At 57.6% G+C, this 24987-nt stretch carries 24 protein-coding genes and 5 pseudogenes; 17 read left to right on the top strand and 12 right to left on the bottom strand.

The features are described 5' to 3' along the window. Positions 1 to 452 precede the first annotated feature (452 nt). On the bottom strand, positions 453 to 590 hold the full coding sequence (locus AB4048_RS21840) for a hypothetical protein (protein ID WP_442204084.1): 138 nt from the start codon (positions 588 to 590) through the stop codon (positions 453 to 455). Between the two features lie 356 nt (positions 591 to 946). On the opposite strand from AB4048_RS21840, the gene AB4048_RS21835 reads away from it, so the two are divergent. Continuing rightward, the gene (locus tag AB4048_RS21835) at positions 947 to 1384 is read left to right on the top strand and encodes a plastocyanin/azurin family copper-binding protein (protein WP_442204083.1); all 438 of its coding nucleotides are present in this window, start codon (positions 947 to 949) and stop codon (positions 1382 to 1384) included. A 177-nt stretch (positions 1385 to 1561) separates the two neighbouring features. On the opposite strand, the gene AB4048_RS21830 is transcribed toward AB4048_RS21835, so the two are convergent. Then, positions 1562 to 2644 carry an ABC transporter ATP-binding protein gene (locus tag AB4048_RS21830; RefSeq protein WP_442204082.1) on the bottom strand — a complete coding sequence of 361 codons (1083 nt, stop codon included), beginning with the start codon at positions 2642 to 2644 and terminating at the stop codon, positions 1562 to 1564. Positions 2645 to 2724: 80 nt separating this feature from the next. Between AB4048_RS21830 and AB4048_RS21825 the strand changes: the two genes are divergently transcribed. Further along, complete coding sequence (locus AB4048_RS21825; RefSeq protein ID WP_442204110.1) at positions 2725 to 3012, top strand: DDE-type integrase/transposase/recombinase; 288 nt, start codon at positions 2725 to 2727, stop codon at positions 3010 to 3012. Here AB4048_RS21825 and AB4048_RS21820 read toward each other — a convergent pair. Continuing rightward, positions 2971 to 3181 (bottom strand): annotated as a pseudogene (locus AB4048_RS21820) (heavy metal translocating P-type ATPase); the annotation flags it as partial. The gene AB4048_RS21825 and the pseudogene AB4048_RS21820 overlap by 42 nt on opposite strands. Positions 3182 to 3356: 175 nt before the next feature. Further along, entirely contained in the window at positions 3357 to 4340 is a 984-nt protein-coding gene (locus AB4048_RS21815) for a zinc-dependent alcohol dehydrogenase family protein (protein WP_442204108.1), read from the bottom strand. Between the two features lie 306 nt (positions 4341 to 4646). On the opposite strand from AB4048_RS21815, the gene AB4048_RS21810 reads away from it, so the two are divergent. The 6 genes from AB4048_RS21810 (at position 4647) to AB4048_RS21785 (ending at position 9944) form a co-directional block, all read left to right on the top strand. Beyond that, positions 4647 to 5294: a BON domain-containing protein gene (locus AB4048_RS21810; protein ID WP_442204081.1), complete on the top strand. Its 648-nt coding sequence runs from the start codon at positions 4647 to 4649 to the stop codon at positions 5292 to 5294. A gap of 55 nt (positions 5295 to 5349) precedes the next feature. After that, positions 5350 to 5685: a hypothetical protein gene (locus AB4048_RS21805; protein WP_442204080.1), complete on the top strand. Its 336-nt coding sequence runs from the start codon at positions 5350 to 5352 to the stop codon at positions 5683 to 5685. Positions 5686 to 5720: 35 nt separating this feature from the next. Next, positions 5721 to 6251, top strand: coding sequence for a CYTH domain-containing protein (locus AB4048_RS21800; protein WP_442204079.1), 531 nt, complete (start codon positions 5721 to 5723; stop codon positions 6249 to 6251). A gap of 358 nt (positions 6252 to 6609) precedes the next feature. Beyond that, complete coding sequence (locus AB4048_RS21795; RefSeq protein WP_442204078.1) at positions 6610 to 6903, top strand: HdeA/HdeB family chaperone; 294 nt, start codon at positions 6610 to 6612, stop codon at positions 6901 to 6903. Positions 6904 to 7142: 239 nt separating this feature from the next. Then, complete coding sequence (locus AB4048_RS21790) at positions 7143 to 9563, top strand: arylsulfatase (RefSeq protein ID WP_442204077.1); 2421 nt, start codon at positions 7143 to 7145, stop codon at positions 9561 to 9563. 42 nt (positions 9564 to 9605) lie between these two features. Continuing rightward, on the top strand, positions 9606 to 9944 hold the full coding sequence (locus tag AB4048_RS21785; protein WP_442204076.1) for a hypothetical protein: 339 nt from the start codon (positions 9606 to 9608) through the stop codon (positions 9942 to 9944). Between the two features lie 102 nt (positions 9945 to 10046). Here the strand turns inward: AB4048_RS21785 and AB4048_RS21780 are convergent, their stop codons facing one another. From AB4048_RS21780 to AB4048_RS21765, 4 genes are read right to left on the bottom strand one after another with little or no spacing between them, the layout of a single operon-like run. Then, positions 10047 to 11366 (bottom strand): sensor histidine kinase, encoded by a 1320-nt coding sequence (locus tag AB4048_RS21780; protein WP_442204075.1) that lies wholly within the window; start codon positions 11364 to 11366, stop codon positions 10047 to 10049. Next, positions 11363 to 12040, bottom strand: coding sequence for a response regulator transcription factor (locus tag AB4048_RS21775; RefSeq protein ID WP_442204074.1), 678 nt, complete (start codon positions 12038 to 12040; stop codon positions 11363 to 11365). Before AB4048_RS21775 ends, AB4048_RS21780 begins: the two co-directional genes overlap by 4 nt. Beyond that, positions 12037 to 12603, bottom strand: a complete 567-nt coding sequence (locus AB4048_RS21770) for a cytochrome b/b6 domain-containing protein (protein WP_442204073.1) — start codon at positions 12601 to 12603, stop codon at positions 12037 to 12039. The genes AB4048_RS21775 and AB4048_RS21770 overlap by 4 nt, the downstream gene beginning before the upstream one ends. 3 nt (positions 12604 to 12606) lie before the next feature. After that, positions 12607 to 12873, bottom strand: coding sequence for a PepSY domain-containing protein (locus tag AB4048_RS21765; RefSeq protein WP_442204072.1), 267 nt, complete (start codon positions 12871 to 12873; stop codon positions 12607 to 12609). Between the two features lie 350 nt (positions 12874 to 13223). Between AB4048_RS21765 and AB4048_RS21760 the strand changes: the two are divergent. Together AB4048_RS21760 and AB4048_RS21755 are read left to right on the top strand one after the other, a co-directional pair. Beyond that, positions 13224 to 14028: pseudogene (locus tag AB4048_RS21760) on the top strand (type III polyketide synthase); the annotation flags it as partial. Positions 14029 to 14042: 14 nt separating this feature from the next. After that, positions 14043 to 14501: pseudogene (locus tag AB4048_RS21755) on the top strand (isoprenylcysteine carboxyl methyltransferase family protein); the annotation flags it as partial. 369 nt (positions 14502 to 14870) lie between these two features. Here AB4048_RS21755 and AB4048_RS21750 read toward each other — a convergent pair. Beyond that, positions 14871 to 15659, bottom strand: a complete 789-nt coding sequence (locus AB4048_RS21750) for a PRC-barrel domain-containing protein (RefSeq protein ID WP_442204071.1) — start codon at positions 15657 to 15659, stop codon at positions 14871 to 14873. Between the two features lie 416 nt (positions 15660 to 16075). Between AB4048_RS21750 and AB4048_RS21745 the strand changes: the two genes are divergently transcribed. The 3 genes from AB4048_RS21745 (at position 16076) to AB4048_RS21735 (ending at position 17051) form a co-directional block, all read left to right on the top strand. Beyond that, entirely contained in the window at positions 16076 to 16285 is a 210-nt protein-coding gene (locus tag AB4048_RS21745; protein ID WP_442204070.1) for a cold-shock protein, read from the top strand. A gap of 131 nt (positions 16286 to 16416) precedes the next feature. Beyond that, positions 16417 to 16635 carry a hypothetical protein gene (locus AB4048_RS21740; protein ID WP_442204069.1) on the top strand — a complete coding sequence of 73 codons (219 nt, stop codon included), beginning with the start codon at positions 16417 to 16419 and terminating at the stop codon, positions 16633 to 16635. Positions 16636 to 16670: 35 nt separating this feature from the next. Next, positions 16671 to 17051, top strand: coding sequence for a DUF6481 family protein (locus AB4048_RS21735; protein ID WP_442204068.1), 381 nt, complete (start codon positions 16671 to 16673; stop codon positions 17049 to 17051). A gap of 124 nt (positions 17052 to 17175) precedes the next feature. Here AB4048_RS21735 and AB4048_RS21730 read toward each other — a convergent pair whose 3' ends face one another. Next, positions 17176 to 17568 carry a response regulator gene (locus AB4048_RS21730; RefSeq protein ID WP_442204067.1) on the bottom strand — a complete coding sequence of 131 codons (393 nt, stop codon included), beginning with the start codon at positions 17566 to 17568 and terminating at the stop codon, positions 17176 to 17178. A 70-nt stretch (positions 17569 to 17638) separates the two neighbouring features. Further along, a pseudogene (locus AB4048_RS21725) lies at positions 17639 to 18522 on the bottom strand (sensor histidine kinase); the annotation flags it as partial. A gap of 604 nt (positions 18523 to 19126) precedes the next feature. On the opposite strand from AB4048_RS21725, the gene AB4048_RS21720 reads away from it, so the two are divergent. From AB4048_RS21720 to AB4048_RS21710, 3 genes and pseudogenes are all read left to right on the top strand, one after another. Continuing rightward, positions 19127 to 19495, top strand: a complete 369-nt coding sequence (locus tag AB4048_RS21720; RefSeq protein ID WP_442204066.1) for a hypothetical protein — start codon at positions 19127 to 19129, stop codon at positions 19493 to 19495. A gap of 3027 nt (positions 19496 to 22522) precedes the next feature. Next, positions 22523 to 23222, top strand: a pseudogene (locus AB4048_RS21715) (IS6 family transposase). 208 nt (positions 23223 to 23430) lie between these two features. Next, positions 23431 to 23598: a hypothetical protein gene (locus AB4048_RS21710; protein WP_442204065.1), complete on the top strand. Its 168-nt coding sequence runs from the start codon at positions 23431 to 23433 to the stop codon at positions 23596 to 23598. 105 nt (positions 23599 to 23703) lie between these two features. Here the strand turns inward: AB4048_RS21710 and AB4048_RS21705 are convergent, their stop codons facing one another. Then, on the bottom strand, positions 23704 to 24201 hold the full coding sequence (locus AB4048_RS21705; RefSeq protein ID WP_442204064.1) for a histidine kinase: 498 nt from the start codon (positions 24199 to 24201) through the stop codon (positions 23704 to 23706). Positions 24202 to 24786: 585 nt separating this feature from the next. On the opposite strand from AB4048_RS21705, the gene AB4048_RS21700 reads away from it, so the two are divergent. Next, positions 24787 to 24987 (top strand): aquaporin (locus AB4048_RS21700; RefSeq protein ID WP_442204063.1); only part of this gene is annotated, 201 nt, incomplete at its 3' end.

Below are 24987 nucleotides of genomic sequence, written 5' to 3'. Positions count from 1 at the left end.
CATGGTCACCAAATTCGTCAAGGTAAACAAGCAGCCGATTAGTTTGTAGGCCGGTTCACGGTCGTCGGCTACGAGCCAGGATAACGGTCGCGATGATCTCGGGGTGCGCGTCGTCGTGAGATTTTCTCTTCCCAAAATGAATGATGCGTTGTCGCGTACTGCTGGGCATGATTGTTGTTGGCAGGCAGTCTGGTTTAGGGCAGGGCGCTGAACGGCATCTTTGCGGGGTGACAAGAAATTGTCATCCTATCGCAGCGGTCATTCCCAAGCTGTGGCACTTCGTCCTGTTCTACGGAGATGTGGCTGTTGCGGAACGTTTGTCAGTGGCTTGGGTACTGCCTGAATACCATTCTCGCGGAAGGCACGATGCAAGGTGGCCAGCGCGGCACGGAGGATCATGGTCTGCTGCCGACTTTGGCTTTTGAATTGGCGCGAATGACCAGCGTGCCGTCCTAGACTTCGGAAATTCCCTGGCTCTTTAACGGCTCAAGCAAGTCGCCGGAGATTTCTGGGGCGGCGGCAATGTCCTGGCCGATCTGTTTAAACAGCATGCGAACCTTCTCGACGACGATGGCGCGGCTGAAGTTCACAATCTTGCCGATCTATCCGTAGGGCACGGTAGGCAGCGTGCCCTACGGATACCGCAGAGAAACGGACCGCACCGAGATCTTCGCCACGGTACCCTTGGTACCGAACGTTTCGATGTACTCTTAGAAGCGGAGGTGTCGTCGACGAGGAAGAACAGACCGGACACCACATCCTTGACGAGCGTCTGCGAGCCGAACCCGATACGCCGCATGTGGGGAAAGGATGAAGCGATACGCTTGATCGCCGAAAGCAATCAAAAAATTGGACTTTGACCCAGGTCAAACCGGGCCCTCGCTGGGTAGGCTATGCTTGATTTGGCCCTGATGCTTGGTGCGCGGGGCACGGGAGGAGTATGCCAATGATCAGATTAGCTCTGATTGCGCCCACCATGGTCGCGTTCTTCTTCATCGCTGCAGTACCGGGCCATGCCGCTGGCCTGACCGTCGTAAAGGCGGACCTGTGGAACAAACCAGATGGCTCACAAGGCATTACATTGAGCACTGATCACGTCAAACCGGGCAAAGTTCAGTTCCAGGTAACGAACGTTTCCACTGACGAAGATCATGAACTTCTGCTCGTCAAGACAGACCTTGCACCGGCGGATTTTCCGGTGGATGCAAGCGGCGCGCGTGTCGATGAAGACAAGTTCAAGGGCCTCAAAGAGCTCGGCGACGTGCATCCGGGCAAGTCGCGAAATACCACCGTGACCCTCAAATCGGGTCATTACGTTCTATTCTGCAACGAACAGGGGCACTTCGGTGCGGGAATGTTCACTGCTTTCATCGTTGAACAATAGGCTCCGCTTGGGCTCGCAACATATTGCCGGAGGCCAAAGCGATCGGGCAAAAAGCAGGGACGCTCGGCGATGCCTGCCAGATCGAAGTAGTCGACTGCGTCTCTCACGCTCTGGCTAGGGACTAATATAAGCTCCGAATCCAGAATCCGATGCCTGAGGCCGGAGTGCAAAGGTCGGCTACTTGGCGCTCATGTGGGCGTTCACGCTTGCCACGGCAGTCCCATGCGAATTAAGTGCTGTTTCGGCGGCCGACCGGATCAGCCGATACTTCACCTGCGTCACCCTGAGGTCGCGATACCAATCGACCAGGTCGCCCCAGGGGGCATTGATCTTCGTAAGCCCGGAGACGAAGGCGACAATCGTGCCCACCTCCAGACGGCCAGTGACGACATAGTAGCCGCCAAGCGCGAATATGCCGGCGTAGCCAATCTGAACCAGGATGTTCATCAGGAAGTTCATGGAGAACTTCAACACGTAGATGCGCATGTTATCGCCGAAGACGTCGAACATGCGTTCATCCTGAGGCTTCTCAGTGTCGAACGTCATGCCGTCTTCGACGACGGTCTCGCTAATGTGGCGCATAGTCTTGATCCGCTCCTCGACGCGGCGGTTGATGGCCGATTGCATGGCAGGGACGAACAACATTTGGGGTAGGAAGACGACGGCGACAGCAATTGCCATCACCGGCTGCAGATAGAGAAGGTAACCGGCGACAGTGGCAAGAATACCTATCTGCATTACAGGTTCGGAGAGGCTCGTGCCGATGAAGCCGCCGACCGGCTCCGCCTCGGCGAGAATGATGGACAACGGCACGCCTTCTGCCATCATCCTGTCGCCGTCGCTCCCGTCGCCCTCGGCTGTGCGGAAGGTCAGTCGGCGGAGCCACAGGATGGCGGATTCGCCGAGCCAGTTGCGGTAGACGTTAAGGCCAAGCTTGCACATGCCCTCGCCGAGCGCCATGGCGAGATAGATGGCCGCAAGAATCGCCACCAATCTGAATGAACCTTCGGCGACCGCCGTGTTGATGAGGCGCCGCTGTACTTCAAGCGGTGCCGCGCCTGCCGCAAAGGAAAGCACCGAAAGCACCACGATCCCGATCTGATGCCGCGCGCCGAAGCTCAGGACAAAACCATAAAGGTGAAACGGCATGGGAATGTTGCTGCCGGCCGAGAGTGGCTCGGGGTAGCGCATGCCGCGGTAGGGACGGTTAAGTCCGCCTCTTCCGCCACCTGGAACGATTCGGGACGATTGCATTTCCATTTGGCAAAATCCTTGGCAGAACGCGGCGTTGGCGTCTCCTATGAGACGGTGCGGCGTTGGGTAAGCCATTTTGGGGGCCGATGATCGCAGCGGTTTTACGCAAACGCCGGCCCAAACCGCACCCAAACTGGCATTTAGACGAGGTTCATCTCAAGATTGAGTGGCGCCTAGTCTATGTCTGGCGCGCCGTCGATGCCGAGGTTCTCGTCCAGTCCAAGCGGAATGAAGCCGCCGTCACCGACAATCTGCGATCATACCACGCCCTGCGCGAGATCTTAGCATTGGGCACAGGCTTCATCGCGGCCGATGGCCCAACAATCGGGCGGCGTGCCCGTCTTGTCGAAGACAACGACCGCCTCTCCGCTTAACGCCTCCAAGGGGGCGGCACCCTTCACCAAAATGCCTTTGCGCGCCGTCTTTGAGGTTCCCGCCACAGCGCGCGACCGGTACGGCAAGGATCACCGGGCAGGGGGTCGCGACGACCAGCACCGCCACGATGCGCGTCACGTCTTCAAACGCGATTGCCGAAGCGCCGGCGGCAAAACGCTTCTATCCTCGAATTATCTCCGGCGACGCGCGCAAGGATGACGCTCGCCGTTCCAATGCTTTAGACGCGTAGCAATTGCGTTGCGGCGACAGTTGCAGAAACCCACGGTTCGCTAGTAGCTCGGATGGGCAGGAAAGTCTTAATGCGCGCAACCCCGTCCCGCCGTCAGGGAACCAAGACGGCAGCACCGTTGATGCGCCCGGCACGCAAGTCCTCGAGTGCTTCGTTGGCATGGATCAGCTGATAGGCGGTCGTGACGGTGCGGACGGCCGCGGCGCGGGCCACCGGGAAGAATTCCTCGGCGTCGCTCCTTGTCAGATTCGCGACCGAGACGAGACGCCGCTCGCCCCACAATAGCCGGTAAGGCATTGCTGGGACATCGCTCATATGGATACCACCGCAAACCACGGTGCCACCCTTGCGAACTGCGGCGAGGGCCGTGGGGACCAGTTCGCCAGCCGGGGCGAAGAGGATCGCCGCGTCGAGGGGCTCGGGCGGAGTTTCATCCGACCCTCCTGCCCAAACGGCACCGAGATCAAGGGCGAAGCGTCTTCCAGCCTCGTCGTTCTTTTTCGTAAAGGCATAGACATCCCGCTTTTGCCACCGGCATACCTGGGCGATGATATGCGCCGCCGCGCCGAAACCGTACAATCCGATGGCCTTCCCAACGCCGGCCTTCTTTAGGGATCTCCAGCCAATAAGGCCCGCGCAGAGGAGGGGAGCCATGGCGACCGGATCATCCTCCATCGGCAGCTCAAAGGCGTATTGCGCGTCGGCGATAACGTGCGTCGCAAAGCCGCCGTCGCGGGTGTATCCAGTAAATAGAGGGGTGTCGCAAAGGTTTTCCTGTCCACTGCGACAGAATGAGCAGCATCCGCAGGTATGTCCCAACCACGGTACGCCGACCCTACGTCCTCGCAGAACCGCGGACGCACCTAATCCTACCTTCGCCACTACGCCAATGATTTCGTGACCGAGAACCAGAGGAAGCTTCGGATTCGCCAATTCTCCGTCAAAGACATGAAGATCGGTGCGACAGACACCGCAGGCCTCGACTCTTATCAGCAATTGCCCGGCTGCCGGTGAGGGGTCTGGCAGCTCGACCAGCCTGAGGGGACCTCCCAATTTCTCAAGCACCATTGCTTTCATTGTGGCCTCATCTGATCGTTGACGACGCATGATACCTCACCTTGCGGATCCGGTCTTCCGCCCCGCCAGGCGTCCTTGAACCACTAGCCGACCCTTTTGACCAAGTTTTTCGCGTCCGATCGCGCGGCTGAACGGACTGCCGTCGAATGAAGTTGGAATAGACGCTCGTGCAACACCTGAGCTTGTGCAAGCGGCGCCGCGATCGCCGCCGGTGCGGCTTTGATTGCGTCATTGACCGGGATCAACGCCGCCGTCGCGACGGGAAGCTAATATTCAAGTGTCGATCACCATGGAAGGAGTACCACCATGAACGATAACATCTTGAGACAGAGCGTCATCGACGAACTCGAGTTCGAGCCCAGCGTTAACGCTGCGCATATTGCTGTGACCGCTAGAGACGGCGTGGTTACGCTTGCCGGACATGTCTGCACATATGCGGAGAAGGAGCAAGCGGAGCGCGTCGCAAGCCGGGTCAAAGGGGTGCGGGCTATCGCGCAGGAAATTGACGTTCACCTACTTGGCGAAAAGACCAAAGACGACGACAGCATCGCGAAGCGGGCGTTGAACATGCTCGACTGGGACGTTTCCGTACCAAAGGATGCGGTGAAGGTACGGGTGGCGAAGGGATGGCTGACGATTAGCGGCAAGGTCGAATGGCAGTACCAGAAGGACGCCGCCCTGGATGCTGTCCGCAATCTCGAGGGAATGGTCGGCGTCACGAATATAATCGAGCTTGCACCCGGCGTCACCGCGAGCGACGTCAAGAAGCGCATCGAGGACGCTTTCGAACGAGACGCCGAACTGGAAGCCAAGGCGATTCAGGTCGACGTCTCCGGAAGCAAGGTCATTCTCAAAGGGAAGGTCAAGACCTGGTCGGAACGGCGCGCCGCGGAAAGAGCGGCCTGGTCAGCGCCGGGCGTTAGCATGCTCGATGATCAGATCGTGATCAACTGAAGGGCGTAGCCTCGTCGGCGGTCGCTTGGCCGCCGGCCATTGAGGAGGATTGGAGATGCAAAGCATTGAAATAACCCGAAACACGGAAGCTCTTCTGTCCGCGGCCGGCTGCAACCCGATCTCGGCGGAAGGACAGAATGCGGACTTGGTTCTGGAGCGGTGCAGCGACGACCAATGTATTGTCAGAATGACGTCACCGCGGGCGCGGCACTGGGCGGCCAGCGAACTCTGCTGCTCGCTGCGACAGTGCTTCGCCGGAACGATGCGCCTGGATATGATGAGCACCGACCGCCTGCTCAAACAAGCACATGAGCAAGGACTTATAACCGAGTTTGTCCCGGCGGGCTTGGCGATATCATTCTTTCTTAGGTTTGGGGCGCCTGTGGCGTGAAGCACACGCGACACTAACCATTTTGGACAGCCGCGATGAAGACGATCGAGATCGAACGGAAGTTCTTGGTGCACAATGAAGCCTGGCGCGCTAGCGTGACCTCGGCCCACGTATTTCGCCAGGGGTATCTCACCCGCGGCGAACTCTCTCTGCGGGTGCGCACAATCGACGGCCAATCTGCATGGCTAGCCGTGAAGTTCGAAAAGTATGGCCTGAGGCGCGAAGAATACGAGTATGAGATACCCTACGAGGAGGCTGTCGAACTGCTCGCCCGCGTGACCGGCGGCATCGTCGAAAAGACGCGCTACACGGTTCCGCATGGTGGGTTTAACTGGGAGGTCGACGTTTTCGGTGGTAGGCATTCCGGTCTGACGATTGCCGAAATCGAAATGGATAGCGAAGGCAACAAGCCATCTCTTCCAACTTGGCTCAGCAGAGAGGTGACTGCTGACAAACGATACTCCAATCGTTCATTGGCGACGAGCCAGCTTGCAAGCCATGTTACCTCCAATCCAGACGCTTGTCCTCTCGAGCCACTAGAATCTCCCTTGATCCAAGGCGGGTAGTTTGAGGTTCGTCATTGCGGTCGCGACGCCGCCTTGTCCGCCCGTTGTCCTCATGTCGGCGGTGAAGCTGACTACTCCCTATCTCGATTTTGAAGGGTCGCTTTCTGCCACTTCGCCCCTTATCCCAATTCCTTTATGATCAAACTCTTGATGTTTGAAAAGAATCTTTGTCAGCCGACATGTATCCTCGCGTATACTCTCTAATTATACGCTCATCGTCCGATGCATCGTGCTATTATTATTAGTTTCAATACCTCGCTCTGCCTGGTCGGCCCTGATCACGGCTTGGCGCGGTCTCCAAACTATAACTGCACACACGAGCGCTCGCTCTAGCAGCGAGGTGTTTGGGAGGACGACCATGATACGCGTTATTTCAATCGCACTAGCAGTTGCAGGCCTTGGTCTGGCCGGACAAGTCTTTGCCGCTGAGATGGACATGTCAAAGCTCACCTGCAAGGAGGTCGGCAATATGCCTCCGGCCAAGATTATTGGCATTGCAATGTGGGTAAACGGTTATGTCCACGGCAAGGCTGGAAGCGCCATGATCGACGGCGACAAGGCTCATGCAAATGCGGAGAAGGTCGCCGCCTATTGCAAGAGCAACGCCAGTTCTACGTTGGCGAACGCCCTGGAAGCGGTTGCTAAAAAGTAATAAAACTTCTGASGGTGGCGGCGTTCGCGCCGCCACCGAGGGTGTGGTCGTTGCCGACTGCTGCCCGTGTCACGTCAACCTAAACCCTCCAATCATATCCGCGCGCGGCTACGGCTATTCCCCCTATTCTCGGATATACAATCTAAACGAGAAGGACGGCGAGCTATTGGGTGTGGTTTTATCCCGCCGCACTAAAGTATGATCTCATAGCTGTCCGCTTTTAGGAGCGAGGGCTCAAAATGAAAATCCGTCACACTTTGCTCGTGGGCGCCTGTTTCCTCGCGGTCGGTTGGATTCCGGCGCTTGCCCAGCAGGTTATCGGTGTTCCCGGCTCGCCCGGCGCCACCACAACCATCGACGGAAAGCAGCTTCCACCGCCAGATCCGAAATTCGGGGGCGTCATCAACGAAAAGGCTGCCGACTCCCAGTCTTGGTGGGCACCGCGCATCGTGCCGCCGGAAGGTGCACCAAACATTCTCCTCATCATGACAGACGATCAAGGGTTTGGCGCGCCAAGCACCTTCGGCGGCGTGATACCCACCCCCGCCATGGACCGGATTGCGAGCAATGGCTTGCGCTTCACGAACTTCCATTCGACGTCGCTGTGCTCGCCGACGCGGGGGGCCTTGATCACCGGACGCAACCACCATTCCGTCGGCTTTGGCGTCGTTGGCGAAATCGCGACGGGATTTCCGGGTTACGATTCGATCATTCCGATCGAGAAGGGCACGATCGGCACGATCCTCAAGGAGAATGGATACGCCACGTCGTGGTTTGGCAAGGACCACAACACGCCTTCCTACCAGTCCAGTCAGGCGGGGCCGTTCAACCAGTGGCCGACCGGCATGGGCTTCGACTATTTCTACGGTTTCGTCGGTGGCGACGCCAGCCAGTGGCAGCCGAACCTGTTCCGCAACACGACAGCCATCTATCCGTTCGAGGGTAATCCCGGTTGGAATCTGGAAACGGCGATGGCCGACGAGGCTGTCCAGTACATCAAGCAACTCAAGGAGGTCGCTCCCGGCAAGCCTTGGCTCGTCTACTACGTGCCGGGCGCCACCCATGCGCCACACCATCCTACGCCGGAATGGATCAAGAAAATCAGCGATATGCACCTCTTCGACGCGGGCTGGAACAAGGTACGCGAAAGGATCTTCGCCAATCAGAAGCGGTTGGGCATCATGCCCGAGAACGCCAAGCTGACGCCGTGGCCTGACACCCTGCCGCAATGGGATACGCTCAGCTTTGAGGAAAAGAAGCTTTTCATCAAGCAGGCGGACGTCTACGGCGCCTACCTGGCCTATGCCGATCACGAAATCGGCCGCGTCATCCAGGCAGTCGATGATCTCGGCGAGCTCGACAACACCCTGATCATCTACATCGGTGGCGATAACGGTGCGAGCGCCGAGGGTATGATTAACGGCACGCCGAACGAGTTCACCACCTTCAATGGCGTCGAAGTGCCGGTCAAGGACCAGTTTCTGTGGTACCCATTCTGGGGCTCGGAACGCACGTTCCCGCACTATGCGGCAGGCTGGGCTTGGGCGATAGATACGCCGTTCAAGTGGGTGAAGCAAGTGCCGTCGCATTTCGGCGGAACCTCGCAGGGCGTCGCGATGTCGTGGCCCGGTCACATCACTGACCTCGGCGGCATCCGCCGGCAATTTAGCCACGTCATCGACGTCGTGCCGACTATCCTGGAAGCAGCCGGCATTCCGGCTCCGGACGCAATCGACGGCATCGCGCAGAAGCCGATCGAGGGCACGAGCATGGTCTACACTTGGGACAAGGCCAACGCCAAGGCACCGACCCGGCACACGACGCAATATTTCGAGATGCTCGGCAACCGGGCGATCTACAACGATGGCTGGGTGGCGGCCACGACCCCTGTGACGCTGCCCTGGGAACTGAGCTCCAAGACGCCGCCGGATGTGATCACCGGCTACAGCTGGGAACTCTATAACGTTGACGAAGACCCGACCCAGTTTAACAACCTCGCCTCCACGATGCCGGACAAGCTCAAGGAGCTGAAGGACCTCTTCTACTCGGAGGCGAAGAAGTACAACGTGCTGCCGCTCGACAATTCGACGCTGGCACGCTGGAATACACCACGGCCGAGCCTCACGGCGGGTCAAACCGAGTTCACCTATTCGGGAGAACTGAGCGGCGTGCCGGCCAGCGCCGCGCCGAGCATCCTGAACAAGTCCTACACCATCACGGCTGATGTCGAGATTCCCGATGGCGGTGCCGAAGGCATGATCGTAACTGAAGGCGGGCGCTTCGGCGGCTACGGGCTGTTCCTGAGCAAGGGCGAGTTCGGCTTCGACCGGGGCAAGGTTGTGTTTCTCTACAACCTGCTCGACCTCAAGCGCACTATGTGGGAAGGGCCGGATCTGGAGCCCGGCAAGCACACCATCGTCTTCGACTTCAAGTCCGACGGCCCTGAACTCGGCAAGGGAGGCACCGGCGTCTTGTCGGTCGATGGCAAGGAATTAGCCAGGAATTCGATCGATCACGGTACCCCGATCACCTTCCCAGAGGACGAGACCTTCGACGTCGGTCTGGACACCCGCACGCCGCTCGCGCTCTTGGAATATCGCTATGACACTCCGTTCAAGTTCACCGGCAAGATCGACAAGCTGACGTTCAATCTAAAGTAGGAGCGACTTCCTTCGCCTGTTGACCGTGAGAGTGTTGATCTGATGAACAAGGCCCTTCTAGCCGCTGCTGTCGGAGAGAGCGCGACGGGCGTGGCGTTGCTCTTCGTTCCCTCGCTTGTCGGAGAGCTGTTGCTTGGAGAGGCCTTGGCCGGTGCGGCCGTGGTGACCGCTCGCGTCGGAGGCCTTGCTCTGATCGGATTGGGGATCGCTTGCTGGCGCAACTCGCCCTTAGCCGGCATGCTGACCTACGGCATGACCGTTGCGCTATATCTCGCCTATCTCGGCCTAACAGGCGGAGCGACGGGTATTCTCCTATGGCCCGCAGTCTTCCTTCACGCGATCCAGTCGATCCTTCTCGGTCGTGCGTGGTTGGCCACTTAGAGATAGCTGCAGCCCCGTCGAGGATGAATAGACGATTGGCGGCGAAGCAGAGCCACTATGGGCTCCGTTGGCCCCAAGTTGCCTTCAACGATGCGGTGTTTATCAGGTGCCGATCGTCAAATCAAAGGTGTGGCCTTGCTTGGAGGCAGAGCGTCGAACTGAGCCACGATGCAGTTCGGCAATGCGCTCCACAATCTTCAAACCTAACCCGAGGCTATCTGAGTGACGGGCGGGGCCGGTGTCTCCTTGCATTCCAGCCGGATGTCGATCCTCAACCTGGACCATGCCGCTGCCAACCCGGACGACAATCTTGCTTTGGTCGGGCGTGTGCCACACGGCATTCTCGACGAGATTGCGTAGCGCATCCTTCAATAGGGCTGGAACGCCGTGCACGACCGACGAATCAACTCGAGCGGAAAGCTCGAGCGAGTGAGCATTCTCGTAGACCCACGGAGCGAGTTGCTCGACAACATCGGAAGACAAGGCCACAAGATCGACTTCCTCGAACATGCCGTGATCGAATGAGTCGAGTCGAGCAAGTGCGGTCAACTGTCCAATGAAGAGCACGAGGTCATCGAGATCGGCTTCTGCTTTTCTGGCCCGCGGATCATCGATACGGCCGAGTTCCAGTTTGATTGCCGCGAGGGGCGTGCGGACTTCATGCGCGATTCCCGACGTCAATACCTTCTGGGACGTCATCAGCTCGCCGACACGATCGAACGCGCGGTTGACAGCGACGGCCAGGTGGGCAATTTCGCGCGGCATTTCCTCGAACGCCAAGTGTGAGCGCGCATCCAGCGGATCAATTTGGTCCGCTGCATCAGCCGCGGCCCGCACGGATTTGAGTGCCTGACGGACTGAAAGTAGCGTCGCGCCGAGGACAAGAACCAAGAGGATACTCATCGGCACGATCATGTGCTCGATCACCTCGTTCCAGAAGACGCCGGATACTACGTTTTCCGGATCGCCCGTTGTGGCGACATCCACGACGAAGCGCTGACTGCCGACATTGAACGCACGGCCTCCAACGAGAGTAAGCGGCTTGCCAGGCTTCAGCACTCTGAGCCAAAAGTCTGGCAAATTGACATCACGGGGAAGAAACCGACTTTCGCATGCATCCTCGCAGGATTCGAAAACGAGGGCGCCATTGGCATCTCGAATCCGGGCCAAGTAGCCGGTCTGCTCGCCCTGATACCTCTGTCCCACACTCTCCGGAAGCTTATAGCTGACACTTCCATTGTCTACGAGGATGCCGGAGGCCAATCGTTCGGTCTCCTGTTCAACGTAAAGCCTCGAGAGCTCGCCGACATTCCAATAGTAATCGGAGAAGATAACAGCAAGCTGGAGGACCATAGCCAACACGGCAAAAAATGCGATCCGCTTCGTCAGGATGCTACGCAGTGATGGACGGGATCGGATCAATCGCGAGCCTCTCGCATCATGTAGCCAACGCCCCTGACCGTTTCGATCAGGGTATTGGTCTGGCGTCCTTCAAGTTTTTTTCTCAATCTGGAAACGGCCAACTCGACAGCATTGCTGCTTCGCTCGTCTCCGAATTCGGAAAAGGCATGTTCGAGCTTCGACTTGGGAACCACCCGGCCGCCATTACGCATTAGTATTTCGAGGAGCCCCTTCTCTGAGGGGGCAAGAGCAATCTCCGAGCCCGCGCAAGTCACGCGTCGAGATGCCACGTCATACTGGACGGCGCCGAACTCCAACGTCGGCATTGTCGAGACAGGAGCGCGCCGCATTAGGGCACGAATGCGAGCGATCAACTCGCCGTTATGGAATGGCTTGGCGAGATAGTCGTCGGCTCCCGCATCCAGCCCAATGATCCGTTCGTCAATGGCTCCACGTGCCGTCAGCACGAGAACCGGCAACGGCATCTTCGCCGTCCGAAGCGATTTCAGGACGTCAATTCCGTCTTCATCGGGAAGCCCGAGATCAAGAAGCAGGAGATCGTATTCTGCACCGGCGAGGGCCAGTCGCCCCTCCTGCGCAGTTGCGAATGCGTCAATTCTCCAACCGGCGTCCCTAACGGCTTCGCAAAGCAGATCGCGAAGCCGAGGGCTGTCCTCGATCAGCAGTATTCTCATGCCTTCTTTCGACCCGTGACCATCGACCAGATGAGATTTTCCTTATGCCTCAAGCTTTCGACGACAGCAGCGCCGGCATGGACAAAGACGAGCACCATAATGCTGTTAGCAAGAAGGCGATGCAATTGTTCAAGCCATTTTTCGCCCCAGAAGGCATCAAGCGTCGTCATCCAACCGGTCAGTGCCGTTGCCGCCAGCAGTGCCATCAGGCACAGCATCATAACCGAAGCCAGAGGATTGTGTCCAAGGTAACGTTTCTCCTTGCCGTCGAACAGGTCCTGTATGTGGTTCGAGACCTTGCCCGGCGTTGGCAGGAAGTCGCCGAACCGAGCATGCTTCGTCCCGATAAAGCCCCAGATGACTCTAACAGCGATGGCCGTGGCAACGACATATCCGGTGACACGGTGCCAATATTTGCCCTCTTCGAGGATGAAAAGGTTGAGTGTGCAAGCCGTGACAACGGTCCAGTGGAATATCCTGACGATTGGATCCCAGACCCTTGTCATCGGCTGAGCGGCGTCGGAGGGCTGCATGCCCTCCTTCTCCGTTGAGACCATCGTCATCGCTCAGCCACCCTTCTGCACGATATCGCCGGAGACGGGATTGAAGTAGACTTCGGCCCGGTTGCCGCTCTTGTCCTTGCCGTAGATTTCGTAGCAGTTCCCTGTCACTTCAAAGGTCTTTACCTTATAGCCCATTGTGTCGATCTTCGCCTTCATGCTGTCTTCCGACATCCACTTGGACTTCGGTTCGCTGGTGCAGCTTGGGCTTGCGAGCGTCAGTGCCGGAGTTGCGGCGACGATTGCGAGAGCGGCGATGAGTTTCAGTGTCATGATTTGTCCCTTTGCGTTTGCCCGTCGTGGGCGACAGGCAAATCAATAGGGGGAAAAGCTGTCTGTTTGCTGTCAGGCGTCGCTTTTGGCGAGATTGGCGGCCGGCGCTATGGCTACATTGGGAACTGCGGCAGCGTTATTTGACAAAGGGGCGCGAAGCCTCTGTTGACCTGGAACCGGTACAATACAGCGGCTCTTGCTCGTGAGTTTTGCGTCTGTTGTTTCACGCGCCCAGGCCGGAGGGTGGGCGGCGAAATAGGTAACGGTTCACGTCGTCGCTGAAACAAAGATGCAGCGCGAGCGGCCGGCGAAAACCTGCGTGAAATTGCATATTCGGTCGGGTTCAGACTGAAGGCGCTTGTGCTTTGTTTGTTGCGGCGGCGACTAAGGCGCTTCAATCTGCAGGTCTCTCAGCAGCAGATGTCGACACCATTGTCACGGTCTTTTCCACGGGCATCGCAACACCAAGTCTGGAGGCTCGCGTCGCGTCACAGATGGGGTTCCGTTCCAACGTCGAGCGTGTACCCCTCTTCGGGTTAGGATGCGCGGGAGGTGTTTCTGGCCTTTCCATCGCATCGCGACTGGCGGCGTCTCGCCCCGGATCGCTCGTCCTTGTTGTCGCCGTGGAGACCTGCACGTTCGCCTTCCGCATGGACAAGCTCACGTCGCAACGGCATTGTTTGGCGACGGGGCTGCAGCGTGCCTGCTGCGAGCAACAGATGCCGGCATCGCCGAAGTCGAGATGAGTGGCCAGCATACATGGCCTGACACACTGGACATCATGGGATGGAGGGTCGATCCCGAGGGGCTGGGAGTGATATTTGACCGGGCAATTCCACCGTTCGCCGAGGCCAACGTTCGGCAGTCGCCTCTATACTCGGACGATCAAACCTCTCGATTGACGATGTCGACCGCTTTGCATGTCATCCAGGCGGAGCCAAGGTGGTCGATGCGCTTGAGACCGCGCTCGCTCTGGGACAGGGAAGCCTCAACCACGAGCGCGATGTCCTCGCCGACTATGGAAACATGTCGTCCCCAACGGCACTGTTCGTCCTCGAACGTCTAATTAACGCCGGTCTGCCGCGGCGAACTCTCCTAACCGCGATGGGACCCGGATTCAGCTTGAGTTGTGTCTCATTGAAGGCAGCCGCGTGAACTGGTCCGTTCTTATGTTGGCTGCAGTGACGGTTGAGCGCCTTGGCGAACTCTGGTTGGCCCGACGCAACACGCGTGCCTTGATCTCACGCGGAGCCTTCGAAGTTGCCGCAGGTCATTACGCGCTGATCGTCGTGCTGCATGCCTTGTGGCTAGTCGGGCTGTGGGTGGTTGCCTGGAATGCACCAGTTCAATTGCCGTGGGTCGGAGTATTTGGAGTCCTGCAGGTCCTTCGCTTCTGGACGCTGTCAACAATCGGCCGACGCTGGACCACGCGCATCATCCTCTTGCCAGGTGAGCAGCTTGTGTCGGCTGGCCCCTATCGCTTCCTGTGACACCCAAACTACATCATCGTGGTAGGCGAGATCGCGGTGGGGCCACTTAGCCTCGGCCTGCCGATCTATGCTTAGCTGTTCTCGATTGCCAATGCGATTGTCCTGACGATACGGATCAAGGCAGAAAACGCGGCACTTTCTGGATTGCCTCAGCAGGATCAGCCTGAACCCTCAGCTTCAACAAAGCGAGCTGTGGCGGTCTCTCGACTGGCTTCTTTCGAGCCCCGCGCAGAGGTTGGCTAGTAGAGCTTCCGCCAGCTCAGCGCAATGGGGGAGATGAGGAAGAGTATGGCGATAGTGTGCAAGGGGATCACGCTAAGCGGACCCAAAACCGGATAGGACTTGGAAGGAAGTCACGGCGACCTTCCCCATCGTTGTCGTCGAAGTTGGATTCGCGTCGTCCGGTCCTGCCGTGAAGAAGGCGTAGCCGAAGCGGTCAGGATATCGCCTTGAAAGCATGGTGACGAACGGTCCCTCCTCGACCCCCAAAGCAATTTCTCGGGAGCGTTATTGCGCCCGGCCAGCCGCAGGCTTTCGATCGGATTGATCAGGTGCCGGGTCTGGAATCAGGCTCTTGAAGATCGCGTCGTTAGTTTCGCGCCATTTCTTGTCCGTTAGCCAAAGGTACTTTTGGTCCGGCATCAGAGGTACGGCTTTTACCTGTGCGTTGGAGATGCGTAGAAAAAAGCTCTTCCTCTTCTGATCGATGAACAAGTACCGAAGGGGAACGACTAAGCTTTTTTTACCGGGCACAAAGAAGCCACCGGACGCAACGATCACGTAGTCTTGCCGGTCCTTGGTCCCGATGATGACATTGCGCACCTCCCCGACGATCTTATCATCAGAGGTGCGTACCTCCGCTCCAACGATTTCGTTCGTCAGTAGACCGGGATCAAGATCGTTGATGCTAATCAAGGCGCCCTCGTGCGGCGTGCCACGGGTACCTTTGATCTGGCCAAGTCTGTGCCATTGGGGCTCGCCAGCCGCAAGCTGCTGGTCGGCAGCATCTTCGTCGCTCGTGCCAAGCTTGCCCATAGATGGAGCAGCTATCAACTCGCGGATGTTGCCGAGAAGCCGCTCGCAGCCGCTTTCAAGTCCATAACTCCACAGAAGAAACGCAGCGTCTCGCAAGGCACGCAAATCATGCACAAGGTATCGATTTTGCGGGTCGAGCAGCTCCGGTTTTTGGAGGATGGCTTCCTCGAGCTGTGCGTCAGAAATGTTGCATGCGGCGAGAGCGGGGGAACTGCCGCAGGCAAGCAGCGCGCCGAAGGCGGCTGACTTCATCGATGTCATGTTTGGTCCAACTAGGCGGGTTTCGCTGTCGCTTGGTGTCGTCAGGCACACTAATCGGAAGGCCGCGCACCGCATGACGCTTGTCTCCACGACAACAACATGAGGGAGAGGACTTTGTTCCGGTTGGCCTGGCGGAACGCGGATTGTCGTGGCGCGGACGAAGCTTGGTGGCGATCGTTCGAATGTCGTCGATGACGCCCGAGATGGCATATCACTTCATAAAAGCTAAAACTAAAAATTGACAGACGACTTATGAACCGCTATCTCTGGTTTATCGATCTTTTGCTTGCCGAACTTTGTCTACCGCGCGATTGGCACCGCGCTCTAAACGAACTTCCTTTCAAAAATAGTCGTTATCGTCGTCCGCGAAGCGTCGCTTCCGCGGTTCCTCAATCTATGCTTTGAAAGGGTTCATCATGACCACAGGCACAGTAAAATGGTTCAATTCCACCAAAGGCTTCGGCTTCATCCAACCTGACAACGGCGGCGCTGACGCCTTCGTTCACATCTCGGCCGTCGAACGCGCCGGAATGCGCGAAATCGTCGAAGGCCAGAAGGTCGGCTACGAACTCGAGCGCGACAACAAGTCGGGCAAGATGTCGGCCTGCAATCTCCAGGCTGCTTAATTCGGTATCTGCTTTCCCTTGACCACGGATATATTGGCACTGTCGAAAGCGTGAGACGAAGTAGGTCAGGCAAATTGCCTGACCTTTTTTATTTCCGCTCCCCTGCCGAACCCATGAATGGAATATCCATTATGACAGAGACATATAGCAAATCTCGCCAACAGGCGGAGATCGCATTCGGCGCCACGCAATCGCAGTTCTTCGCTCGAGGTCACGCCGTCGACGAACTGAACTCGATCGTGCAAGCCCGTGAAGAGAAGACCTTGAGGCTGCGCGAAGCACGTCTCGCTAAAGAACTGCAAGACAGGATGACAACGGCCACCATACCGAGACGTGTCAAAAGATCCTGACGATCGCGGTATAATACTCCAACTGGACTAGAGATTTGAAGAACATCAGGAACAATGAAATTTCCGACCGTCGCAGCGCTGCTACCGACGCTAGGGCTTCGCTCCTTCTGGCTTATCGCGCTGCCAAGGAAGCTGCTGAGCCGACCCGTGCAGCCAAACAGGCAGAACGCCTTGCAACCGCTGCAGCCAGGGAAGCGCGCCGCGCAGAGCGCGAACAGCTTATGCTCGACGAACAGACCCGCATGGAAGCGGAGACGGCGCAACGCGAGGCCGCCCTCGAAGCCGCCGCAAGAGCTGAAATCGACGCGCGTGAAATGGCTGAGAAAAATCGCATCGCACGCGTCCTTGAGGACGAAGCAGCCCGCAAGGCCGAGCGTGACCGGCGCTACGCAAACAGAAAAGCCCGCCAGGCATAAGAATTGCGCTCACGAGCTCAGCCGAGCTTCGGCGACGCTTCCAACTGTGGGTGATTGTTTGAGAGTTGTAACGGGGAAATCCGGCAATGCTCTGAGCTGTTAGCAGTCGGTTGCCGAGAAAGATTCAGCCGGTGGGAACGCTGCGCGATTCGCTCGAAAGCAGGTGGGCCATTGCATCTATGATCGTATGATCGTCGTAGGGTTTGGAGAAGAACCTGCTTCCCACGGGCAGACTACTCTCTTCGAGAATTGCAACACCGGATGCAACAATCAGCTTCACTGGCGGCCACCGATCCCTGATGTAATGGGATAGCTTTATGCCGTCCATCGTCCCAGGCATCTGAACATCCGTGAAAACGAGGTCGATGTCGTCTCTCGATTCAAGGATGTATATTGCCTCATCCGCATCGCACGCCTCAAGCGCTTCATAGCCCGCAGCTAGCACCAGATCGACGGCGCCCATCCGAATGATCGTGCTGTCTTCGACAACCAGGACGACCGCTTTTCCATTTTTCATTCGCTCGCTCAATTAATGGGAGTTGGGAGCCTCGCAGACGCTGGTAAACCGCTTCGGAGGCATTAGGTTCCTATGCGGCCCTCGGGAGATCGGTTCGCGAACCGGCGCCTTCCCGGTGTCTGATTGTAACGACGGTGCCGGGATGGGCGTCGCTCAACTGAATCTCGCCCTCCAGCTTCTTTACAAGCGCTTCGACAATGCCGGTCCCTAGTCCAGCCTTTGGTGCATCTTTTCCCACCGACATGCCGATGCCGTTGTCGGTAATCGAAAGAGTCCATTCGTCGCCGCACGAGCGATAGTCGATCACGATGGCGCCTTGTCGCTCATCGGGAAATGCGTGCTTTAGGGCGTTATGACGAGCTCGGTTACGATAAGCCCCAAGCTCACGGAAACGTCCGCTTCCACGGCGCTGTTGTCGACCGTCACCTCAATCGAGAGCCGGTCAGGGTCGGCGATCATCGACGCGGCAAGGCTATGGCATAGCTGAGTCATATAGGTACGGAGTTCAACGTTTCCGTCATGCGACGTCGAGAGTTGCCGTTGCAGGGCGGCGATCGACATGACCCGGTGATGGGCGTTCTGGATGTGCCCGCGCGCTTCCTCGGACTGAACTCGACGTGCGCTCTGCATTAAAACACTTGCGATAATCTGGAGACTGTTCGCTACCCGGTGCTGGACCTCCTGCAACAGGATGGCTTTATCGCGAACCAAATCTTCTTTCAGTCGAGCTTCGGCGCGCACGTCGGTTAAGGCCAGCAGTAGGCGAATATGCTCGATGTCGCCGTCATTGAGCGTGTGAGCGTTGACGACCAATTGCCGTGTCTTCTGGTTTGGCCGCTTGAGGTCGATTTCGTAGGCTTTTATATCTGCGCTTCCAGAAGCGGTGGCCTGCAGGAGTGACGCAAGCGTGGGCATAGCCCATTCGCCATTTCCAATTTCGCTGAGGCGTCTACCGCATCTCATTGGTCATCGGTCGTCTTTCCATCAGGTTGAGCTTCAACAACCCGACCCTACCGGAAAAACACTGATGGCCACCGTTCCTGCTACACCACTCCCTGGGACATCATCGTCGGCTAGAGGGGTAGACTGTCTCTCTTGCGTGTCCGGTTCGTTCGCTCTCTGTCTGTAGGTCAACAAGGGCGTCGCTTGTCTAGAGCGATTCATGGTCTGTCCAGATACGTTTATGGCTATAGCCCGTCGACGCTTGCCTCTTTCGTCGTAGAGCGTCTCTGAGAGCGAAGGTGTGAGCACAGGATCGCGTCTATGAGTCTCTCTGTGTCGCTCTATCTATGAGGAATGCGTTCGCTCTGCTGCTGTCGTATGTTGACGCTTTTGAGCAAAAACCCGATTTCGGGGGTTTTGGCGCAACATAGTGGAAACTTAGTGTTACGTTTGGCTTGGTTTTGACGGTTGTAGGCAACGTTTTTGTTTACCTCTGGTGGCCTGACGTCAACATGGCCTGGCCGGAAATGGGCCTTTTCGGGCTCCTATGTTTACATTCGCAACGTCCTTAGGGTTGAGATGTAAACATTGGCGCACAGCTAGAAGGAGAACCGCAATGCGTCTAGCCATGGCTCTATTGGTCGGCTTGGTGCTTCCGGGAGTGGCTCGAGCGGATACCACAAAGACCGAAGAGGATGTGAATCGCCTAATAGCGATGACCAGGCTTGGCGATGCGAGGGCGCTCTACGGACAGGATGCGATCGTCACTGCTTATATCCAGGGTGTGATCAGAGGGTTGATAACGCAGAACGAGTTAGGTAGCGCGAGGTCGTGGTGCCCACCCAACAACGTCATCATCAACGTTGACCTCGTGTTCGCCGCGATAACCGCAGACAACAACGGCACTGAGGATACGGCCTTTCTAGCGGATTTCGGTTTGTATGCATTGCCCGGACTGGAACGGATGTTTCCGTGCGGGGCCTGAAGCTAGCAATCGGCCAAAACCATCAGCCAATCGAGAAAGATCCATACTCATGTGCTCTGAAGATTCCCATAAGGATGGCTCCCGACCGGCGGCGGACGTTCGCTATGAAGCGACTCCGGACGCCGACGGAGCTTGGCGAGTGGTAGACTTACTAACTGGAATGCCGGCGGCCTCCAATGGCCGAGATTTCTTCCGACTCGCGAGAAGAGACGCCGAGGATATCGCGCAGGAGCTCAATGCCTGTGAGAGAGACGGTCTTCCGAGCCCGCTCCTATAGAGTCATAGGCTCTAGAGAGAAGGTTCCGAGGGTGGGAAAAGAAAGAAGCCGCCGCTTAGCTCAAATGAAAAAGACCTCACCGGAGGGAGCGGTGAGGTCTTCTCGAGGTCAATATAGGAGCAAGGCCGTGACGGGAGGCGTGCGGGCAAACACTTTCCTGCGAGGGGTGCAGGGATGGACCGTCACGGCCCGCTATCTCAACAACATCGGAGCTGCGAGTTTGTTCCCACCGTGCCCCGGAACAAATCGGAAAGCGCACAGTTTTCGCCATGGATCGCGTCGGAAGCCTTCGTGCTCCTTCATACCAGGGCGAGGCGATGCGTCGGCGTCCGGCGCGATCCACCTTTTCGAGGAAATCGGAAATAGAACGGCGAGCTGCATTCTAAAAACTCGCCCTTATAGGTGCGTCCACATGAACCGGCGCGACGTGAAGACACAGGAGAGAGGGTCGTTCGGGAACTCCTCTCGCCTGGACGACCGGTCTCGTCCACGAGCAATGCCTAGCATGAGCTGGCTAGTAGGAGAAGCTATCGGAAAGCGTTAGGGCATGAACCCAAAGAGAAGGGCGAGCCGCGGGTGGCATACTCGCCCTTTAGGTGCGTCCACAGGTCCGGTGTGTGACGTGATTTGGAGCGAGAGGAAAAGAAAATCGGGCTTTCCTCTCAAAACGTCCGGCCTCGTTCCACGAGCCAGGTCTACCATGGCGAAGATAGCAAAACTAAGGCTTGATTGGGCACTGCCCACCCTTGCTTCTTGCCGACATGAAAAGACCTCACCGGAGGGAGCGGTGAGGTCTTGTCCATCTAGCTGACAAGAAGCGAAGCCGTGACGGTGGTCTGGCGACAAGCAGCCCACGAGGGTGCGGGGGACTGCAGACCGTCACGGCCTGCCATTTACTCAACATCGGCGATGCGAGTTTGTTCCGCGTTGCTTGCTCGTTAAAAAGAAAGAGCGAGCCAATTGGGGTGAGCTCGCTCTTATAGGTGCGTCCACAGATCCGGTGTTGACGGGACGTGGAGAGTGGCAAGTTCGGGTTCACCTCTCGAGGGGCGTCCGGTCACGCCCACTACAACCTAACGTGGGCAAGATACGGCGAGAACCTGTCGGAAAGCCTTAATGCTCGGCCTTACGCTGAGAGTGGAAGGTGAGCCGCGAAACTTGTGGGGGCCCGCGGCCCGTCGAAAGAACGGGCGACCTGCTTACTGGTTCCCGGCGGGATCGCCGTCGACATCCGAGGCCGCTGCTATGACCGCGAGCTCTGCCTCCCGCGCTAATCGCAACTCTCGGAGGCGAGCGGTATTCTCATCGCGGGCGAGCTTTTGCGCCTGAATAGTCGCGTATGCTACCTCGTCCGTGGTGATGCGGTTTTGCAATCTCTCTGCCGCTAAACTCATATCTGCCCTCCCTTACGTTATGGAGCTTTTGAGAGCCGATTAAACGGTGGACGCTTCCCAAAAGTTCCCTGGGTGACATAAGCAAGAAAAAGACCTCACCGGAGGGAGCGGTGAGGTCTTCGAGAGATCAATATAAAAGCAAGACCGTGACGGGGAGGCAGCGCGCATCCAAGCCACCCTGAGAGGGCACACAGGGGTGGACCGCCACGGTCCGCTAACCTCAACAACATCGGAGGTGCAAGTTTGTTCCCGCAGTGCCCCGGAACAAATCGGTAAAGCGCACAGTTCTCGCCAGGATCGCGTCGGAAGCCTTCGTGCTCCTTCATACCAGGGCGAGGCTACGCGTCGGCCTTGTCCGGCGCGGTCCACCTTTTCTGGCAATCTGGCCTCGTCCGTTAGCAGTGCGCCAACAAAGGAAGGCTGTTTCGCGATTGTGACAACTGGATGAATAAGCGGCCCTGCTTAGCGCGAAAAGAAGAGCGAGCCGCGGGCAACGAACTCGCTCTCTAGGTGCGTTCATGGGCCGGCATTAAACGTGGGCTCTAGGGGACTGAACGTCCGGCCTCGTCCAATAGCCGTGCTTGGCAGGCACGCTATCGACTAGGGAACGATCTAGAGGGTTCAATGTTCAGCTAGGCTTAGCACCTAAAGAAAAGGCGAGCCGTCGGGGGACAGGCTCGCCTTTGCAGGCGCGTCAGCAGATCCGGTGCTTGACGTGATACCGTGGAGAGAGGCGGAGTTCAGACACCTCTCCGAGCGCCCGGTCGCGCCCATCGAACTCCGGCACTCTAGCGCACAAGCTGTTAAAGACCTTATTTCTTGATCATTGCTCGATGCACCATTGCCAACCGGAAGTCTGTTCGCTCGTTCTCGGTCTCGGCGAACAACTGGTTGAGCGCGAGGTTGACGATCGCAGCCGTGGCTTCTGAGCGCGTCCAGCCTACCAGGGCAGCCTCGTCGACCAGATCATGGATCCTCGTCTCCAGAGCCAGCTCACAGTCGGTATCTCGGTCGTCGTAGGGCTCGTCCTTCAGCGGTGAGGGATCATCGTGGTTTCTCTTGGTTGGACTGCCTGTGCATCACGGCCCACCACACAACAACTGCCGAGACCGTTATGTTCCGGACGATCTCTTGCTGAGGATCCACTCCCAGCTATCCCCGATGGCGTTCTGCTCTCTGATAACGCGGCCGCGGTGTCGGAGTTGCAACGTCGATCGCGGGTTCAAGTGATGGAGGTATTCCTCATAGGCTGCCTGGGCGGCGTAGATGTTGTTGGCGCCGGCGACCTTCTCAGCCTCACCTGTGGGGGCATCGTCAACTTAACGGAATGTGGAATTCGATGTGCGATGACAGGCAATGACAGACCCTGATCCACTTTATCGCCGCCATCGCTTTCCTGCTGAAATCATTGCCCACGCCGTGTGGCTTTATTTCCGTTTCCCTCTCAGCCTGCGAATGGTCGAGGACTTGCTGGCTGCCCGTGGGGTCGTCGTCTCGCATCAAACGGTCCGGCTTTGGGCGGAGAAATTCGGACGTGCTTTCGCCAACGAGATCCGCCGCCGCTCATCCGGTCGGCTCGGCGACAAGTGGCATCTCGATGAGGCCGTCGTTTCGATCCGTGGCAAGAAGCACTGGCTGTGGCGCGCCGTGGATCAGGACGGTTTCGTCCTGGAGGTTCTGGTGCAAAGCCGCCGCAACGCCAAGGCGGCCAAGTGCCTGATGCGCAAGCTGTTGAAGGGCCTGGCGGGCGCCACGGGTGATGGTCACCGATAAGCTTCGCTCCTACGATGCCGCAAAGCGGGACATTATGCCCGGTGTCGAGCATCGCTCCCACAAGGGCTTGAACAATCGGGCCGAAAATTCCCATCAGCCGATCCGGCGACGAGAGCGGATTATGAAACGCTTCAAGTCACAGCGACATCTTCAACGCTTCGTCTCCATCCACGATCCCATCGCCAACCTGTTCCATATCCCCCGACACGACATCACCTCCGGCCATCATCGCGAATTGCGTTCAGCGGCGATGAACCTGTGGGCGACAATTGCCCAAGCATGACCGACAAACTCGCCCGGCGTCATGGTCTGTCCTCGTTGCCGTTAAGTTTACGATGCCCTATTGGTCGTTCTCACCACCCACTACGTGATGGGAGGCGCTACACGGTGTTGACGGGGCGGTGACCACTCCGTTGCTAGGATTACAACAACATCGTCGAACATTGCTGGAAGATCATGTCCATTGGCCTCAGAGATTGGGCGCATCGGTCATGATCAACGCTCGTTGGTATGACATGGTTTTTACAAAAATCGCACGATTGCTGGCTATGCTCGCGGCACTGAGCGGCGTGCTAGGTATTGTCGTAGGGTTTGTGATCGCAACCGGAGTGACTGGCTGGTGCGGAAGAGGAACGCTGGCCAACGCTCCTCTGGAATGAACGTCACGGGGAATATGTCGCGCCGGTATTGACCATATCGCCGAATACAAAACGGGCGGCGTCTATAGAGCATCGCCCGTTTCAATCCTTGCGAGGTGGCAAAGCTTACTTCGCCGCCTTCAGCGATTGGATGATGTTTTTCAGTTCCTTGTCATGCTTGTCCTCGTCACCCTTGCTGCCCCAATAGGTGATAACAAGCATCTTGCCTGTCTTCGGCGACATGAAGCCCAGGCCGACCGACACCGGGCCATCCTTGTCTGTGCCGTCCCATTCAAGAGCCGTGAATTCAAGGCCATTGATTTCGGTGCTGCCATCGTCCTTCTGGGTCTTGGCGTTAATCGCCACGCCGTTTTCAGTCAAAAAGTCGACAGCGTCGCTAATTACCTTATCGGTCGACTTTTCGTCGGCGACGTCGATGGAGAAATAGACCGCATTGTCGCCGGATGTAGCATCAACGCCAGTCTCGGTCTCTTTCGGGCCCCAGCTATCGGGAATGCTCACTGAGGCGACAGGCCCGTCGCTTGGAAACTCGATGGTTTCGGCGTGTGCGAGTAAGGGAAGGGCTGCAGCGAACACGGCAGAGAGAATGGCAAGCTTATTCATAAAAAATCCTTGATAGGTTGGCTGTTACCGGCGGCTCGTGTCATGCGCACGCTGCTGAATAAGATATAGCTCCTTAAATTATGGTATATTCGGTGTAGCCTTAGGGACGCTCGCGGAAACCATCGCTTTACTCAAGATTGTGAATCCGCACAGAAAGTTGCCCCGGACAAGAGGCAGCAAGTGTATGCCTTTGCAAGCAAATCGCGATCTGGGCGGGGTCATCCTCCGCGCCGATTGTGACCCCTCTCGATTTCGATTTCGTATATGTAAATCATCGCCTTATGTAGAAAGGGCAGGGGGTCAACCTCAGGTGCTGATTCACACCCGTGCAAATTCACCTCGGATCGACGCGGCCCGCGCCGCTTACGCTGCGTTCGAAGCGTCGAAATCAGCCCCCAAGAAGTGAGGGGGCTGCAGCGCAACGGGCGGCAGTTTGCCAAAAGGTCTGGTCAGGACGGTCAGAGGCCGCTGTCATGCTGACGCACGCCACTGACCGGAGTGGCGCTAGTGCCCGCCTGTCTAAATTGATAAGCCGTGGCGAGGTCGCCACAATCGGAGTCAACAATCAGTGCGAAAGGACGCGCTATGCGCCGATATGCCGTGGAATTCATCGGGACGTTCTTTCTTGTATTGACGATAGGCTGCACCGGGATGGCCGCGGCTCCGGGCGTAATCGCTCCGCTGGCCATAGGCAGCGTGCTGATGGTTATGATCTACGCAGGCGGTCACGTCTCGGGCGCCCATTACAATCCCGCGGTCACGCTTGGGGTCGGTCACGCTTGGGGT

It is taken from the genome of Rhizobium sp. RAF56 (assembly GCF_052113965.1).
Classification (GTDB): Bacteria; Pseudomonadota; Alphaproteobacteria; order Rhizobiales; family Rhizobiaceae; genus Rhizobium.
The sequence above is the reverse complement of the archived record's forward strand: the minus strand, read 5'-3'. Positions and strand labels throughout refer to the sequence as shown.

Bases quoted from the DNA above. Each gene is read 5' to 3' on its own strand.
- AB4048_RS21750 (WP_442204071.1), bottom strand. From the start codon at position 15,659: ATGACATCGATGAAGTCAGCCGCCTTCGGCGCGCTGCTTGCCTGCGGC.
- AB4048_RS21765 (WP_442204072.1), bottom strand. From the start codon at position 12,873: ATGACACTGAAACTCATCGCCGCTCTCGCAATCGTCGCCGCAACTCCG.
- AB4048_RS21825 (WP_442204110.1), top strand. From the start codon at position 2,725: ATGATCGCAGCGGTTTTACGCAAACGCCGGCCCAAACCGCACCCAAAC.
- AB4048_RS21800 (WP_442204079.1), top strand. From the start codon at position 5,721: ATGAAGACGATCGAGATCGAACGGAAGTTCTTGGTGCACAATGAAGCC.
- AB4048_RS21835 (WP_442204083.1), top strand. From the start codon at position 947: ATGATCAGATTAGCTCTGATTGCGCCCACCATGGTCGCGTTCTTCTTC.
- AB4048_RS21805 (WP_442204080.1), top strand. From the start codon at position 5,350: ATGCAAAGCATTGAAATAACCCGAAACACGGAAGCTCTTCTGTCCGCG.
- AB4048_RS21775 (WP_442204074.1), bottom strand. From the start codon at position 12,040: ATGAGAATACTGCTGATCGAGGACAGCCCTCGGCTTCGCGATCTGCTT.
- AB4048_RS21745 (WP_442204070.1), top strand. From the start codon at position 16,076: ATGACCACAGGCACAGTAAAATGGTTCAATTCCACCAAAGGCTTCGGC.
- AB4048_RS21830 (WP_442204082.1), bottom strand. From the start codon at position 2,644: ATGGAAATGCAATCGTCCCGAATCGTTCCAGGTGGCGGAAGAGGCGGA.
- AB4048_RS21740 (WP_442204069.1), top strand. From the start codon at position 16,417: ATGACAGAGACATATAGCAAATCTCGCCAACAGGCGGAGATCGCATTC.
- AB4048_RS21710 (WP_442204065.1), top strand. From the start codon at position 23,431: ATGATCAACGCTCGTTGGTATGACATGGTTTTTACAAAAATCGCACGA.
- AB4048_RS21720 (WP_442204066.1), top strand. From the start codon at position 19,127: ATGCGTCTAGCCATGGCTCTATTGGTCGGCTTGGTGCTTCCGGGAGTG.
- AB4048_RS21785 (WP_442204076.1), top strand. From the start codon at position 9,606: ATGAACAAGGCCCTTCTAGCCGCTGCTGTCGGAGAGAGCGCGACGGGC.
- AB4048_RS21795 (WP_442204078.1), top strand. From the start codon at position 6,610: ATGATACGCGTTATTTCAATCGCACTAGCAGTTGCAGGCCTTGGTCTG.
- AB4048_RS21790 (WP_442204077.1), top strand. From the start codon at position 7,143: ATGAAAATCCGTCACACTTTGCTCGTGGGCGCCTGTTTCCTCGCGGTC.
- AB4048_RS21810 (WP_442204081.1), top strand. From the start codon at position 4,647: ATGAACGATAACATCTTGAGACAGAGCGTCATCGACGAACTCGAGTTC.
- AB4048_RS21770 (WP_442204073.1), bottom strand. From the start codon at position 12,603: ATGACGATGGTCTCAACGGAGAAGGAGGGCATGCAGCCCTCCGACGCC.
- AB4048_RS21730 (WP_442204067.1), bottom strand. From the start codon at position 17,568: ATGAAAAATGGAAAAGCGGTCGTCCTGGTTGTCGAAGACAGCACGATC.
- AB4048_RS21815 (WP_442204108.1), bottom strand. From the start codon at position 4,340: ATGAAAGCAATGGTGCTTGAGAAATTGGGAGGTCCCCTCAGGCTGGTC.
- AB4048_RS21705 (WP_442204064.1), bottom strand. From the start codon at position 24,201: ATGAATAAGCTTGCCATTCTCTCTGCCGTGTTCGCTGCAGCCCTTCCC.